This window comes from Chryseobacterium ginsengisoli, assembly GCF_039542325.1.
GTDB lineage: Bacteria > Bacteroidota > Bacteroidia > Flavobacteriales > Weeksellaceae > Chryseobacterium > Chryseobacterium ginsengisoli.
The window spans coordinates 307,738-321,673 of record NZ_BAABHX010000002.1; the positions used below are offsets into that span (position 1 = coordinate 307,738).

17 protein-coding genes are annotated in these 13,936 nt (G+C 31.3%); 6 read left to right on the top strand and 11 right to left on the bottom strand.

Going from position 1 to position 13,936, the window contains the following annotated elements; genetic code table 11:
• Positions 1-7 precede the first annotated feature (7 nt).
• The 3 genes from ABD940_RS06450 to ABD940_RS06460 all read right to left on the bottom strand — a co-directional run bounded on the left by ABD940_RS06450 (position 8) and on the right by ABD940_RS06460 (position 2,019).
• Positions 8-415 carry a hypothetical protein gene (locus ABD940_RS06450; RefSeq protein WP_345201224.1) on the bottom strand — a complete coding sequence of 136 codons (408 nt, stop codon included), beginning with the start codon at positions 413-415 and terminating at the stop codon, positions 8-10.
• A 55-nt stretch (positions 416-470) separates the two neighbouring features.
• Positions 471-1,106 (bottom strand): 16S rRNA (guanine(527)-N(7))-methyltransferase RsmG, encoded by a 636-nt coding sequence (rsmG, locus tag ABD940_RS06455; RefSeq protein ID WP_345201226.1) that lies wholly within the window; start codon positions 1,104-1,106, stop codon positions 471-473.
• A 91-nt stretch (positions 1,107-1,197) separates the two neighbouring features.
• Complete coding sequence (locus ABD940_RS06460) at positions 1,198-2,019, bottom strand: GLPGLI family protein (protein ID WP_345201228.1); 822 nt, start codon at positions 2,017-2,019, stop codon at positions 1,198-1,200.
• 148 nt (positions 2,020-2,167) lie between these two features.
• Between ABD940_RS06460 and ABD940_RS06465 the strand changes: the two genes are divergently transcribed.
• Both ABD940_RS06465 and ABD940_RS06470 read left to right on the top strand, forming a co-directional pair.
• Positions 2,168-3,361, top strand: a complete 1,194-nt coding sequence (locus ABD940_RS06465) for a pyridoxal phosphate-dependent aminotransferase (protein WP_345201230.1) — start codon at positions 2,168-2,170, stop codon at positions 3,359-3,361.
• 230 nt (positions 3,362-3,591) lie between these two features.
• Positions 3,592-6,531 carry a M16 family metallopeptidase gene (locus ABD940_RS06470; RefSeq protein WP_345201233.1) on the top strand — a complete coding sequence of 980 codons (2,940 nt, stop codon included), beginning with the start codon at positions 3,592-3,594 and terminating at the stop codon, positions 6,529-6,531.
• Between the two features lie 82 nt (positions 6,532-6,613).
• Here ABD940_RS06470 and ABD940_RS06475 read toward each other — a convergent pair whose 3' ends face one another.
• The 4 genes from ABD940_RS06475 to ABD940_RS06490 form a co-directional block, all read right to left on the bottom strand.
• On the bottom strand, positions 6,614-7,054 hold the full coding sequence (locus tag ABD940_RS06475; protein ID WP_345201235.1) for a DUF1573 domain-containing protein: 441 nt from the start codon (positions 7,052-7,054) through the stop codon (positions 6,614-6,616).
• A 19-nt stretch (positions 7,055-7,073) separates the two neighbouring features.
• Complete coding sequence (locus ABD940_RS06480; protein WP_345201237.1) at positions 7,074-7,862, bottom strand: hypothetical protein; 789 nt, start codon at positions 7,860-7,862, stop codon at positions 7,074-7,076.
• 99 nt (positions 7,863-7,961) lie between these two features.
• On the bottom strand, positions 7,962-8,786 hold the full coding sequence (locus ABD940_RS06485; protein WP_345201239.1) for a GLPGLI family protein: 825 nt from the start codon (positions 8,784-8,786) through the stop codon (positions 7,962-7,964).
• A gap of 65 nt (positions 8,787-8,851) precedes the next feature.
• On the bottom strand, positions 8,852-9,049 hold the full coding sequence (locus ABD940_RS06490; RefSeq protein WP_345201241.1) for a bacteriocin-like protein: 198 nt from the start codon (positions 9,047-9,049) through the stop codon (positions 8,852-8,854).
• A 145-nt stretch (positions 9,050-9,194) separates the two neighbouring features.
• On the opposite strand from ABD940_RS06490, the gene ABD940_RS06495 reads away from it, so the two are divergent.
• The 4 genes from ABD940_RS06495 (at position 9,195) to ABD940_RS06510 (ending at position 11,053) form a co-directional block, all read left to right on the top strand.
• Positions 9,195-9,563, top strand: a complete 369-nt coding sequence (locus tag ABD940_RS06495; protein ID WP_345201244.1) for a helix-turn-helix domain-containing protein — start codon at positions 9,195-9,197, stop codon at positions 9,561-9,563.
• Between the two features lie 147 nt (positions 9,564-9,710).
• On the top strand, positions 9,711-10,343 hold the full coding sequence (locus tag ABD940_RS06500; protein ID WP_345201246.1) for a peroxiredoxin: 633 nt from the start codon (positions 9,711-9,713) through the stop codon (positions 10,341-10,343).
• A gap of 153 nt (positions 10,344-10,496) precedes the next feature.
• Positions 10,497-10,802, top strand: a complete 306-nt coding sequence (locus ABD940_RS06505; protein WP_047402181.1) for a thioredoxin family protein — start codon at positions 10,497-10,499, stop codon at positions 10,800-10,802.
• Positions 10,803-10,804: 2 nt separating this feature from the next.
• Positions 10,805-11,053 (top strand): DUF6952 family protein, encoded by a 249-nt coding sequence (locus ABD940_RS06510; RefSeq protein ID WP_072959348.1) that lies wholly within the window; start codon positions 10,805-10,807, stop codon positions 11,051-11,053.
• A gap of 123 nt (positions 11,054-11,176) precedes the next feature.
• Here ABD940_RS06510 and ABD940_RS06515 read toward each other — a convergent pair whose 3' ends face one another.
• From ABD940_RS06515 to ABD940_RS06530, 4 genes are read right to left on the bottom strand one after another with little or no spacing between them, the layout of a single operon-like run.
• On the bottom strand, positions 11,177-11,863 hold the full coding sequence (locus tag ABD940_RS06515) for a Bax inhibitor-1/YccA family protein (protein WP_345201257.1): 687 nt from the start codon (positions 11,861-11,863) through the stop codon (positions 11,177-11,179).
• 30 nt (positions 11,864-11,893) lie between these two features.
• The gene (locus tag ABD940_RS06520; protein WP_345201259.1) at positions 11,894-12,364 is read right to left on the bottom strand and encodes a peptidylprolyl isomerase; all 471 of its coding nucleotides are present in this window, start codon (positions 12,362-12,364) and stop codon (positions 11,894-11,896) included.
• Between the two features lie 47 nt (positions 12,365-12,411).
• The gene (locus ABD940_RS06525; protein WP_345201262.1) at positions 12,412-12,858 is read right to left on the bottom strand and encodes a peptidylprolyl isomerase; all 447 of its coding nucleotides are present in this window, start codon (positions 12,856-12,858) and stop codon (positions 12,412-12,414) included.
• Positions 12,859-12,896: 38 nt separating this feature from the next.
• The gene (locus ABD940_RS06530; RefSeq protein ID WP_345201264.1) at positions 12,897-13,931 is read right to left on the bottom strand and encodes an acyl-CoA reductase; all 1,035 of its coding nucleotides are present in this window, start codon (positions 13,929-13,931) and stop codon (positions 12,897-12,899) included.
• Positions 13,932-13,936 lie beyond the last annotated feature (5 nt).

Here is a 13,936-nt window from a genome sequence, read left to right on the forward strand (position 1 = left end):
TTATTTTTTACTCAACTACGATTGTTTTGGCAATCCAGTTATTGCCGCCATTCCAGAATTTAAAAGTGTAGGTACCAACATGTTGCGGGCTGAAATTGATCTGACTTGCAGCCGTATAAGCAGACTGTGTGCAAGGACCATTTGTGATGTATTTATAAGCCGTTACTGTTCTTGCAAAATTATCATTATGAACATAATCATATCCATAAAACCCCTCACAATGAGAAGGATAAGCAGAATATGTTTTAATACTTTGAACGCCAAAAACATCCATCGTATCATTAATGATTTTTACGCTATCAATTTTTATTTTATCAATATTTTCTATTGTCTGATAATCGTCGTCGTCATTACACGAAGTAAAAAATAATCCTAAAACCAATGCAGAAAACCCAATATGGAAAAACTTTCTCATAACTACAAAATTTTATTAATAATTTCGGCAAAAATTATTCCTTAATTATGTTAAATTAAGAATTAAAATTACCTTTTGACAGATACACTACTTTTTTAGTATCATAAAATTCTTCATCAAAATAATTTTTAAGACTGAAAATTTCACATTTCAATCCGGCAAGTTCTTCTGCAAGATCTCCGCCTTTTAAATATAAAATTCCGTTGTGTTTTGGATTAAACTGTTCTTTTTCAAATTTGCCTTTCAGCCATCTCAGAAATTCAGGCATTTGCGTCACAGCACGACTTACTACAAAATGGAATTTTTCCTTTAATTTTTCTGCTCTCCCGTGAATTCCGGTTACATTTTTTAATCCTATTCGTTCTGCAACAGCATTTACTACAGTTATCTTTTTACCGATAGAATCTATTAAAGTAAACTGTGACTCAGGAAACAAAATCGCCAAAGGAATCCCCGGAAAACCACCTCCGGTTCCGATATCCAAAACTTTGGTTCCCGGCGCAAATTCCATCACTTTTGCAATTCCCAAAGAGTGTAAAATATGCTTTTCGTACAAAGATTCCATATCTTTTCTTGAGATTACGTTGATTTTTTCGTTCCATTCATTGTATAAATCTTCCAATTTATTGAACTGATCAATCTGTGTTTCTGTAAGATCCGGAAAGTATTTTAGTAGTAACGTTGTAGACATGTGAAATATTATAAAAAGCAAAAATAAGTTTTTTATCAGCGTTATTCAAAACTCAAAAAATAAAAGATTGCCGAGTGACAATCTTTTGGGTCTAATTTCTTTCGATATAATTATTGGTTCTTCTTAAACGTTTGGTAATTTCTTCGTCTAATTTGGGATTTTTCTTGATATCATCAAGTCCAAGTTGGGCAATATAACCATCTTTTAACTGAATATCCATTTTACCTGCCTGTTTGTTAATACTCATACTTTCAATATCGTCATTGCTGAAAGTAAAACCATTCATCGTTTTTTTATACTCTGCAAATGTCATTTGTTTAGTAGATTTTGGCAGAAGTGAAAAAATTCCTTTTATTTTTTTGATCTGGATTAAATTAAAAGCATGATCATTTTCAGAATCTTTAATGCTTACTATAAGTCCCGGAAGTCCTGAAAACTTGTACGGACCATCATTTACAGGATAATCTTTACTGAACCAAGCTTCCCAAATTCTGCCTTTGTAATTTGCAGTTGCTTTTTGACAATTGATATTATTGATCTTTAAAAATTCTTTCTCAATTTTCCATTTTGGAGTTTCATTATCAGGAATTAACAAATTGACTGTCTTGAATTTATCATAAAAATTCATTGCCTTTTTTGCATAATCTTTTTCCACGATATAACTTAAATTTTGATCATAAGATTTAGCCGATAATAAATCTTTATAACTTTTTGTCACAGAATAAGTTGAATCTCTTTCATACTTTGTTGAATTGTAGAAATATGAATTTTTTCCGTCTGTATCAAGATTCATGTAATCGGTAATGATAGAATCTTTTTTATTTACGTCAGGTTTCATTTTATATTCATAAACGAAACGATAATTCTGAGCCGAAGCAAAAGACATGATGAAAAAGAAAAGTAATTTGTACATTATTTTTTGTTTGGTGTTTAAAATCTTTCGAATAACTACAAACATAGTGATAAACTTCAACCTGAACAAAAAACCTATAAACTAGTTTTATTTTAATTTTTTGAGAAATACTTTTTATTATATATTTGTTAAAATAGAAATAATTTAAATGAATAAACTTTCAGATAGAGTAAATAGACTTGGTTACTCACAAACTTTTGTAATGTCGAATAAGGCTAGAGAAATGAAAGCCAGCGGAATAGATGTCATCAGCTTAACTTTGGGCGAACCCGATTTCGATGTTCCGGATAATATAAAACAAGCGGCTTTTGACGCGATCAACGAAAACTACAGTCACTACTCTCCTGTTCCCGGATTTTTAGAACTTCGTGAAGCAATTGCTTATAAACTAAAGAGAGACAATAATTTAGAATACAAACCTTCACAAATCTGTGTTTCAAACGGTGCTAAACAGGCAATTATCAATGTTTTAGCGGCAATTATCAATGATGGAGATGAAGTTATCCTTCCGAATCCTTATTGGGTAAGCTACGACGAAATGGTAAAAATGATGGGAGGAAATTCTGTTATGCTTCCGACGTCGTATGTTACTGATTTTAAAATCACTGCAGAACAATTGGAAGAAGCGATTACAGATAAAACCAAAGCCGTACTTTTCAGTTCGCCATGTAATCCTTCCGGAGGATATTACACTTATGATGAATTAAAATCTATCGCAAAAGTTGTTGCTAAATATCCTCACGTAACGATAATTTCAGACGAAATCTACGAATACATTAATTACGAAACAAAAACAACTTCGATTGCTCAGTTTCCTGAAGTCTATGAACAAACAGCCGTAATCAACGGAATGTCAAAGGCTTTCGCAATGACAGGTTGGAGAATCGGCTATTCCGCGTGTCCTGAATGGTTGGCAAAAGCTTGTGAAAAAGTTCAGGGACAAATGACAAGCGGAGCAAATACTGTTGCACAAAGAGCTTCAATTGTAGCTTTAAAAACAGATCCTTCCGAGTATAAATATATGATCGATGCTTTTAAAGTAAGAAGAGATCTTGTTTATGATTTAATGAAAGAAATTCCAGGATTTAAAGTGGTTTTACCAAAAGCTGCATTTTATTTCTTCCCGGATATTTCTCACTATATCGGAAAAACGTTGGATGGAGTTGAAATTAAAGATTCTGATGATTTCGCGATGTTTATTCTTGAAAATGCTCATGTTGGCTGCGTTGGAGGTGTTTCTTTCGGAAGCCCGGAATGCATCAGATTTTCCTATGCAGCTTCTGAAGAAGATTTAAGAGAAGCGATGAAAAGAATGAAAGATTTATTGGATAAATTCAACTAAATAATCTTCAAGTATTTTAACCACAAAAGAAACAAAAGATATTATTTACATGAATTTAGAATACAAAAGTTTATAAAAGAATAAAATCTTTGATTTTTAAAACTTCTATACTCTTAATTTGAAGGTTTAATAATAACTTAAATAATTAAGTATTAATCTTTTGATTCTTTTGCGGTTAAAATAAAAATCTAAACAAGTTTAAAATATTAATAATCAACCCTAATTAAACAATGAACTTTTTAAAGAGAATCACAATTGCAACAAGTATCGCTGCAGCCAGTTTCTGCGGATATGCTTACGGACAGGATTTCGAATGGAAAGAAGCACAATCGAATGGTTACACTTATAAATATGTAACCAACGATCCTACTTCTGCAAGATACTACACATTAAAAAATGGTTTAACGGTAATTTTAAGTCCGACTAAAAAAGATCCGAGAATCCAGACTTTTATCGCTACAAAAGCAGGAAGCAAAACAGATCCTTCCGATCATACAGGTTTGGCGCATTATCTTGAACACATGCTTTTCAAAGGGACGGATAAATTCGGTTCTAAAGACTGGGCGAAAGAAAAACCGCTTTTAGATCAAATTGATGGTCTTTACGAAAAATATAATTCGACAAAAGACGAAGCAAAAAGAAAGGAAATTTATAAAGAAATCGATAAAACCTCTGGAGAAGCTGCAAAATATGCCATTGCCAATGAATACGACAAAATGATGTCGGGAATGGGTGCAGACGGAACAAATGCCTTCACTTCTTACGAACAAACGGTTTACACGGAGGATATTCCTGCAAATGTAACGGATAAATTTCTTGCAGTTCAGGCAGAACGTTTCAGACAACCGATCTTAAGGCTTTTCCATACGGAATTGGAAGCGGTTTATGAAGAAAAAAACAGAGGTCTTGATAATGACGGAAGAAAAGTTCTGGAGTCTATGTTTGCTGCAATTTTCCCGAATAATAATTATGGAAAACAGACAACCATCGGAACGGTTGAACACTTGAAAAACCCTTCATTAAAAGCAATCAAAGAATATTTTAACAATTACTATGTTCCAAACAACATGGGAATTATCATGTCGGGAGATTTTAATCCTGATGAAATGATTGCAAAGATTGATAAGGATTTTTCTTATATGAAAACCAAGGCAATCCCTGTGTACAATCCCGGACAGGAAAGCCCGATCACAACTCCGATTACAAGAGACGTTTACGGTCCGAATCCAGAAAATATCATGATCGGATTCAGGTTTCCGGGAGCTACGACGAAAGATGCAAGAATGCTGAATTTCATTGGAAGTTTGCTTACAAACGGACAAGCCGGATTGATCGATCTTGATCTTGTTAAAAAACAAAAACTGTTGAGCGCTTATGCTTTTCCATATGTTTTGAAAGATTATTCGGTTTTATTGTTACAGGGAAATCCTACAGAAGGACAATCTTTGGACGATGTAAAATCTTTATTACTTCAGGAAATTGATAAATTAAGAAAAGGGGAATTTTCTGATGATCTTATTCAGTCTATTGTAAATAATGAGAAGAAAAATATCATTCAGAAGTACGAAAAATACAATTCAAGAGCTGAATCTCTGATGGATGAATTCACTTCTGAGGTTGACCACAAAACTCAGCTGCAGTACATCGACGAAATCTCGAAACTGACAAAAAAAGACATCATGGATTTCGCTTCGAGATATCTTAAAGACAATAATTATGTCGCTGTTTTCAAAAGAAAAGGTGAAGATAAGAATATCGTAAAAGTTGATAAACCAACGATCACTCCGGTTTCTGTAAACAGAGATGATCAGTCGCCATTCCTTAAAAAAATCAACGAAATGCCGGAAAATCCGATTTCCCCGGTTTGGTTGAATTTTGATAAAGATATCGATAAAAGTAAAGTAAAAAGTGTTGATGTTCTTTCTGTAAAAAACACAGACAATGAACTTTTCAGATTGTATTATTATTTTGATTCAGGAAAATGGAATAATAAAATGCTTCCTCTGGCTGCAGAATATTTACAATATTTAGGTACAAAAAATAAGTCTTCAGAAGACATCAGTAAAGAGTTTTACAAGCTGGCTTCAAGTTTTGATGTAAGCGCAGGAAACGAAGAAACATATGTAACTTTAGAAGGTTTAAATGAAAATTTTGATAAAACTGCTGCTTTATTTGAAGATTTAATTAAAAACTGTCAGGCAGATCAAGGCGCTTTAGATTCTTATAAAGCAAGATTGAAAAAAGCCAGAGCCAACGCAAAACAGAACAAAGGAACGATCATGAGCGGATTGAGAAGTTATGCTCAGTATGGCCCTCAAAATCCATTCAATAATGTTTTAACTGATGCAGAATTAGATGCTTTAAAGGCAGAAGATTTGGTGAATGTACTTCATGATTTATTTAATTTTAAACATAAAATTCTTCACTACGGACCAAAATCTGCAAATGAAGTTTCATCTTCTTTAACGTTGATCCACAAACTTCCAAATTCGCTGAAAGAAATGCCGAAGTCTAAAACTTTTGTGCAAATTCCGACGGATAAAAACAAAGTTTTGTTTGCGCATTATGATATGGTTCAGGCAGAAGTTTTCTGGATGAGAAATGGTGAAGCTTATAATGCTACGATCACTCCGACCGTGAGTTTATTCAATAATTATTTCGGTGGTGGAATGGGTTCTGTGGTTTTCCAAACGATCAGAGAGTCTAAAGCTCTTGCCTATTCTACTTATTCTTACTTCTCGCTTCCTGGTAAAAAAGAAGATAAGGATATGATTATGGCGTATGTAGGAACTCAGGCTGATAAATTCAACGAATCTACAACGGCAATGAACGAGCTTTTAACAACCCTTCCAAAGTCTGATCAGTTGTTTGAAACAGCAAAAAGCGGATTGAAAAAATCGATCGCTTCTGAAAGAATTACTCAGGACGGAATTATCTTCTCTTATCTGAGAGCGCAAAAGCTTGGAAATAATACAGATATCAGAAAAAATACATACGAACAGGCTCCTAAACTGACGTTTGCTGATATCAACAGCTTCCACGATAAGGAAATGAAAGGTAAAAACTATACTTATTGTTTAGTTGCTTCCCAAGATAAAGTAAACGAAGCCGATATGAAGAAACTCGGTGAAGTGAAGAAATTGAACTTAACTGAGATATTTGGTTATTAGAATAAATGAAAAGCAGCTATTTTTTAGCTGCTTTTTTATTTGCACACATCCTTTCTAATCACACGTTTCAATTTTACATTATTTACCTTCGTCTATAACCTTCAACATAAACTTTTTTTATATATGGGTAAAAACTTCCATATAGAGTAATTCCTTGATAAAAATCACCAATTTTGTCAAATTTCATATTAACAGTAAATGTTTGAGAAGTATTTGGCAACATTAGACTATCATATTTTGATACTTCGTTGCAGGAGCAAGGAGGTTTAACAACAAATGAAGTTAAGTTATGATGTCCCTTATTTTTAATAGTAATACTAACTAATTTACTATTACCTTCAATTGTATCCAAATCAATAAATTCGGGAATCTCTATTTTAGTTAATTGATTGTCTGGAATTTTGGATATTTTTTTATAAATTTCATCGCTATTCTTAAGATTAAAGTTGTTTGTACTTTTTACAATTTTCTCTTCCTTACAGGAAAGAAAAAAAATAAATATTACATATATATAATTTTTCATTTTTCAAAGATTCTAGAGATTATTGTAAGATTTTTAATTTATATAAATATCCATTGTTTTTTATTGACTTCCATTCTTTGTTTGTTGGATAAAACAAGAACATATCTGATTCATTATTTAATTTTAATGTTGCTGTCATTTTTTTGTTATTGGATTGATAGTAAAAAACAACAAAGAAGCCATTGTCAGGATATTTCATAATTCTTGGTAGTTCAATTTCCCATTTATTTTGATAAGTTTCAGACATATCTTTTTCAAAAGTTAAGATTGTTGAATCTTCATCGGGAAAACCTCCTAGATTAGGCATTATTTGAATTTGAATTTTCCCAGATAAATTTTTTATGGAAAATCTTTTATCAGGAAAAAAGGTAATTGATTTTACAAATGTCCTTTTTTTTGCACCTATTTTTATAAAAGTTGCTATATAATTATTTGGAAAAATATCTGCATAAACCTTTTGAGTTTCTCCACTTTTTATTATTTTCTCATTCTTATTTCCAAGATTCTCCCCAACTATATTAATCTCTTCAATCTCTTTTACTTTGTCAAAAAAATATAGACTATCTTGGTTTATAGAAAAATCCAACAATCTATTATCATAAACTATTTTATCATCGGGCTTAAATAAAAAATCTTTGAAATTGGTTTTGTTTATTTCAATATTTTTCCCATCTTGTTTCACAATAACATTATTAAAGACCTTTTCGTCAGAACTTCTAATGAATGTTTGACCGTAAAAAATAGCAGAAAATAATAAAAAGGAAAAGAGTAATACTCTTTTCCCATTAAAGTTAACTTTTTTCTTCATATAACCTAACAGTTTACATATACTTGCTCTGTATGATCGAACCTAATCCACCTAAAATAGTAAGTGTAATGAGCAGTACAAATCCAGAAATTCGTTTTTTTATTTGTAATCAATTTTATTATTCAATTCTATTGGATTATTATTTTCTTTTATTCTTCTTTTCATCTTGTCAGTATAAAGTTTCATATCTGGAATAATAGCATTACCCTTACCGTCATCAACTTTAATAGGAGCTCCCATAGATTTTATTCGAGTTAAAGGATCAGAATAATAATTTTCAGAAAGTTTTTTAAATTGTTCCCAAGTTAGTTCAGAACCTTTACTTCTATAATAAATTTTATGATCTCCATTTTTTATTTCAGTTAAGACAAAATTATAATCGTTTTTTTCATCCGAAATTTTAACAATTAAACCAGGCAAACCTTTAAAAACATAAGGACCTTCTTGAATAGGAATTTCAGTAGTAAACCAGGCAGTCCAACTTCTGCCTCCATAATTAACCTTTGCTTTTTGAACATTGAAATTTGCTATTTTACTTTTCTCAGATAAGATTTCCCAGTCAAGTTTTTCATGAATCTTTATAAAAAATATCTCAGAATAAATTGTCTGGATACTTTTTTGAATTTCATTATTAAGTAATTTTTTTACAATATAAAATTGATCTTCAAATCTAGGTTTTCTTCCTAGACCAAAACCTGTTTTTGCAATAAGAGAGTCAGATTTTTTTTCAACTTCTGTTCTGAAAATAGATAAATTTCTATCTTCAATATCTAAAACCATTTTTTCTAAAATAGTACTATCTTTTAAAGGATTTGGTTTATATTCCAAATCATATTTAAATGATTGACTTTGAGCAAAAAAGTGATTAAAAAATATTACACAAAAAAAGAACAACGAAACGTTTAAAAATTTATTTTTTTCCATAATGCAAAGATAATATTCATATTAAAAATAATGAGACGTAAATTATACGTCTCATTCCATTTAGATTACAAACATCTATTGCACCAATTACCATTTTTATCCTGATAAAAGCCACATGTTAACCCAAATTGTGCACAACTGTCACCCGAACCTCCAGTCGGTGTACACATATCACCACATCCTCCTGCTGATCCACCAGAATAAATTTTACCACCTTGTACATTTTTTAAATCTTTTCTCGAAAGTTTCTTTAAATTTTTCATAATTTAAATGTTTAAAAATTAAAATTAATTTGTTACACTACAATTTTTTTCCGGATCAATTGCTTGTTACAAAAATGAAAAATTCTTTATACCTTTACCAACCAGAGAATTAATTATTTCAATCAGAAAACTAATTAAATTAAACATGAATATTGGAACTAAGATCAAAAATTTAAGAGAAGAAAAACATCTGTCACAAAGTGAACTAGCTTTTGAATTAGGAGTTTCTCAAGGAACTTTACATAATATCGAAAGTGGAAATTCGAAAAAAGTAGATTTTTTGTTGATGGATAAAGTCTGTCAGTTTTTTGATAAGGAATTTGAATATTTTTTGGAAACAAAAATCGTTAACAATATAACCGAAAATAATGGACAAGTTAGCTGTGAAGATTTTACAATAAACAATAATTTTCCCGATAATTTTTTAGAGGAATTCAAAAAATTGGTTGAGCAAAATCAAGCCAATGAAAAGATAATTGAAGATCTTAAAGATAAGCTTAATACTAAAGATTAAAATAAACAAAAAGCCCTGAATTCAGGGCTTTTTTATTTGTATTCATATCAAAAACAATTATAGATTCTATTTATCGATATTGATTTGTTTGATAGACAAAATGTTTTTATATTTGCATCAGAAAATTTAAATAAAAACAAGGAAATTATGTCTTTAGTAGGAAAAAAATTCCCAAATGTAACAGTAGATGCAATGTCTGAAATGGGTGACGATTTGAAAATCAACATCTTTGAAGAAGCAACAGCAAACCAACAAAAAGTTATTTTATTCTGGTATCCAAAAGATTTCACTTTTGTTTGCCCGACTGAACTTCACGCTTTCCAGGAAGCTTTACCGGAATTCGAAAAAAGAAACACTAAAGTAATCGGTGCTTCTTGTGATACAAACGAAGTACACTTCGCTTGGTTGAACGTTTCAAAAGATAACGGAGGTATTGAAGGAGTAACTTACCCACTTTTAGCTGATACTCACAGACAATTAGCTAACATTTTAGGAATTGTAGATCAGGATTTTGAATACAATGAAGAAGGTGAAGAAGTTTACACAGGTTCAAACGTTACTTACAGAGCAACTTATCTTATCGACGAAACAGGAAAAATTTTCCACGAGTCTGTAAACGATATGCCTCTAGGAAGAAACGTAAAAGAATATTTAAGATTAATCGACGCTTATACTCACGTTCAGAAGCACGGTGAGGTTTGTCCTGCAAACTGGGAAGAAGGAAAAGATGCTATGAAAGCTGACAGAACTTCTACTGCTGAATATTTAGCAAAAAATTAATAACTTAATTTTAATCTGACAATGTAGCAAAATATAATGTTCCAATATAACAATGTATCAGTTTACCAATATTTGGGTGCTGTTAAGTTTAATTGTTACATTGATAAATTATTAGATTGCTACATTGTTAAATTTTATTTTAAAATTTAACTTATGTATACAGAATTAACAGAAGATACGCTGCAAAATATTGTAAGCGATAATGAAAAAGTGGTCGTTCAATATGGCGCTACATGGTGCGGAAACTGCAGAATTATGAAGCCTAAATTCAAGAAATTAGCATCTGAAAATGACAGCATTCCTTTCCTTTATGTAGACGCAGAAAAATTACCGGAAAGCAGAAAATTGGCTAAAGTTGATAACTTACCTACTTTCGCTATTTTCAAAAATGGTGAATTGGTGAATCAGGTTCAGTCTAACCAGGCGGAAAGTTTAATTAACTTATTTAACGAATTGTAATTATGAAGTTACCCGTAATAAGACAGTTTTTTCAAAATCAAACTCCTGAAAATCTTGAGAAAACTTTAGAAGTTTTGGAAAGCTTCACAGAGTTCAGAGGAACGACAGAAGAAGATATGAACGTTGCCGGAGAATTAATTACAAACATCTGCGGAGCTCTGGAAGTTCACGCCAACGTACAAAACGGAATGAGCGAAAAAGACGCTTTAAACTCTTTTGCTCAGAAGGTTTTAGGATCGATTGACAAGTAATTTTAAATTACTTACTAATTAATAAAACACAGACTTCGCGCGAAGTTTCCCTATATCTTTAAATAGAAAAATCCCGATGAAAAGACATCAGGATTTTTTGGGTTTATAAATTTCTTATTCTAATTAGCTTCTTCTGCTCATTAAAATTCTTAAAATATACCAGAACAACAACATAATAGAAGCAAACAATTGTAAAGAAGCTCCTACGTACTGATCTGTAGTGTAAGAATCTTTCAGTTTACTTGTCTGATATAAAATTGTTGCAGAAGCTAAAATTACCATTCCTACTGAAAACCAAAGTCCAAGATTGAATCCAAAGATTGCACCTCCGACAATTAATCCAAGAGAAATAAATCCTCCGATAATAATGATATTTCTAAGGAATGAAAAATCTCTTTTCGAAGTAAAAGCAACTGCAGAAATCCCCGCAAACATTGCAATTGTCAACATTGCAGCCTGATAAATTACACCAACTCCAGCTTGTAAAACAGCAACATAAATTAATGGTAAGAAAATTGCGGCTTCAAGCAATATATAGAATCCCAATCCTAAATATTGAACCGATTTACTTTGTGATAAAGACCATTTATTTGCCAACATAGAAGCCAGCCAAAATACTCCGATAATCAACAACCAAGTATATTTTTGTCCGAACATCATTGCAATAAGCTCTGTTGGAACTACATTCAATAAAACGGTTTCAACCCCGATAAACGCAAGAATAGATAATGCAACGTGCAAATATGTTTTCTTGTAAAAACTAGCCTTTTCAACATCCGAAGAATGTGCGACCAAAACATTTGTCATCATAGTTTTTAATTTAATATGTATAAAATAATTTTATTTAATAACCTTATATGGTTTAATTCCTAATATTTTTCCGTCTTTTTCAAATACTGCCGTAATCACTTCCTTCGGCTCCGCACTTTTATCATCAGAATATTTGTATTGAATCATCGGAAAACTACTTCCATCTATAAATGGTTTATAGACTGCATTGATGATCTCAAACGTTTTGCTTGTATCAATATCCGTCGATAGTTTTTTATAGACAGTCTCAGTAATCTTCTTTTTTGCACTTTCAGATAATAAGGCATCCATTGCGTTGCGGTCAGAGATTTTCAGAGCACTGATAAACTTCAGAAACTTCCCGTTGTAAAGATTGATTTCCTCTTTGCTTAAACTTAAAGAGCTCTTCGTATTTGTTTCTACACTTGCATTTTTCTTGTTATCAGCTTTTATGCCAGTTTTCTTTTGTGAAAGAAAAAACTGCATCGACAAAACAGAGAGAATTAAAAATATTTTTTTCATTATGCTTTAATTATTTTGAATAAACAATAAACGAAATTGCTTATCAATTATTTGCTGTATTCCGGCTTTACACCAAGAATTTTTCCGTCGTTTTCAAAAATCACCGTAATAATATCTCTCGGTGGATTTTCTTTATCTCCAACGTATTTATATTGAATTCCAGGATATATTTCATTATCTCCAAATTTCTGATAACCCGATTTATATACTTCAGTTTTTTTCTCGAAGCTGATTCCGCCGGATAATTTCTCAATCACATTATCTGTAACAAAATATTTTATCTGATCGGAGATTAAAGCATTGACTGTCTGTTTGTCAGAAGCCTTTAAAGCAGCTACGAATTTTAGAAATATTTTATTATAAAATTCGATTTTATCTTTGCTTAATTCTGAAGTTAATTCAATTTTTTTACTTTCAACAACTTTTATCCTGCTGTTTTGAGAAAATCCCAATTGAAAAGCTAAAACGGAAAGAATAAGAAACAACTTTTTCATACTATTTTGTTGATTGGTTTACGGAAAGATACAAAGAATTATATTAAAGATAAAAATTTCATCGTATCTACATTGTCTGCGTAAGTATCCAAGCCCGGATTCTGTGCTTCTCCCAGTTCAATTGAATCTAAACCAAGTTCTTTTTTTGCTACTACACACTGGATATTTTCCTCATTTTCAGCGATAAAAATTTTCACTTCGTCCAAAGAAGAATATCGGCTGAAATTAATCACAGAAAGCGGGCTGAACAATTTATCATCTTCCTTCATCATCACAAAATTATTATCCCAGAATTTTTCCTGATTTAAAAGATAAACTGCTCTGTTATATTCGTAATTGTTCACATATTTATTATGATTTATGACATCCTGAAAATTCAAAAAGTTTTCAAATAATCTGTCGATCACAAAATCCTGCGGAATCAAAAGTCTTGTTACATTTCTGCAGCCCAAACCGAAATAACGGAAAATATCTTCTGCCAAAAGTTGTAATTCCTCCTCACTTTCATCGCCTTTTAAAACAGCAATCGATGTTCTGTTTTTTCTGATAATATTCAAATGATTTTTAAAATAATACTCAAGGTACCTTGCTGTATTATTGCTTCCTGTAGCGATTACTGCATCAAAATTCTCCAGTTTTTCAACAAATTCAAATTCCACATTTCCCTGTGAAAATTCATTCCAGTTTTTCAATAAGAATGGAATCATATATTTATCTTTCGAAGACAATTTGATGACCGGAATATGATTGCTCAATACAACAGAAATTACATCATGAAATCCTACCAAAGGTATATTTCCGGCAAGGATAAGTCCTACTCTTTTGGAGATTTTTGATATCGAATATTCTTTAATCCAATTCTTTATATTTTCCTCCGTGAGCAAATCCGCCCATTGTTGTAAAGCAAATTTCTGATTTTCAATAGTAAACCACTGATTTTCGATTTTCGATTTCTCTAGCAATAGTTCAAAATCAGAATCATTTTCATTGTAATCCTGCTCGTTTTTTGCTAAAAATGCTTTAATATAATCACTTAGCTTCGTAAGTCCTAAAACTTGATTTTCAATATTCATAATTA

Coding starts and splice junctions, on each gene's coding strand:
- ABD940_RS06450 (WP_345201224.1), bottom strand. CDS start 415: ATGAGAAAGTTTTTCCATATTGGGTTTTCTGCATTGGTTTTAGGATTA.
- rsmG (WP_345201226.1), bottom strand. CDS start 1,106: ATGTCTACAACGTTACTACTAAAATACTTTCCGGATCTTACAGAAACA.
- ABD940_RS06460 (WP_345201228.1), bottom strand. CDS start 2,019: ATGTACAAATTACTTTTCTTTTTCATCATGTCTTTTGCTTCGGCTCAG.
- ABD940_RS06465 (WP_345201230.1), top strand. CDS start 2,168: ATGAATAAACTTTCAGATAGAGTAAATAGACTTGGTTACTCACAAACT.
- ABD940_RS06470 (WP_345201233.1), top strand. CDS start 3,592: ATGAACTTTTTAAAGAGAATCACAATTGCAACAAGTATCGCTGCAGCC.
- ABD940_RS06475 (WP_345201235.1), bottom strand. CDS start 7,054: ATGAAAAATTATATATATGTAATATTTATTTTTTTTCTTTCCTGTAAG.
- ABD940_RS06480 (WP_345201237.1), bottom strand. CDS start 7,862: ATGAAGAAAAAAGTTAACTTTAATGGGAAAAGAGTATTACTCTTTTCC.
- ABD940_RS06485 (WP_345201239.1), bottom strand. CDS start 8,786: ATGGAAAAAAATAAATTTTTAAACGTTTCGTTGTTCTTTTTTTGTGTA.
- ABD940_RS06490 (WP_345201241.1), bottom strand. CDS start 9,049: ATGAAAAATTTAAAGAAACTTTCGAGAAAAGATTTAAAAAATGTACAA.
- ABD940_RS06495 (WP_345201244.1), top strand. CDS start 9,195: ATGAATATTGGAACTAAGATCAAAAATTTAAGAGAAGAAAAACATCTG.
- ABD940_RS06500 (WP_345201246.1), top strand. CDS start 9,711: ATGTCTTTAGTAGGAAAAAAATTCCCAAATGTAACAGTAGATGCAATG.
- ABD940_RS06505 (WP_047402181.1), top strand. CDS start 10,497: ATGTATACAGAATTAACAGAAGATACGCTGCAAAATATTGTAAGCGAT.
- ABD940_RS06510 (WP_072959348.1), top strand. CDS start 10,805: ATGAAGTTACCCGTAATAAGACAGTTTTTTCAAAATCAAACTCCTGAA.
- ABD940_RS06515 (WP_345201257.1), bottom strand. CDS start 11,863: ATGATGACAAATGTTTTGGTCGCACATTCTTCGGATGTTGAAAAGGCT.
- ABD940_RS06520 (WP_345201259.1), bottom strand. CDS start 12,364: ATGAAAAAAATATTTTTAATTCTCTCTGTTTTGTCGATGCAGTTTTTT.
- ABD940_RS06525 (WP_345201262.1), bottom strand. CDS start 12,858: ATGAAAAAGTTGTTTCTTATTCTTTCCGTTTTAGCTTTTCAATTGGGA.
- ABD940_RS06530 (WP_345201264.1), bottom strand. CDS start 13,931: ATGAATATTGAAAATCAAGTTTTAGGACTTACGAAGCTAAGTGATTAT.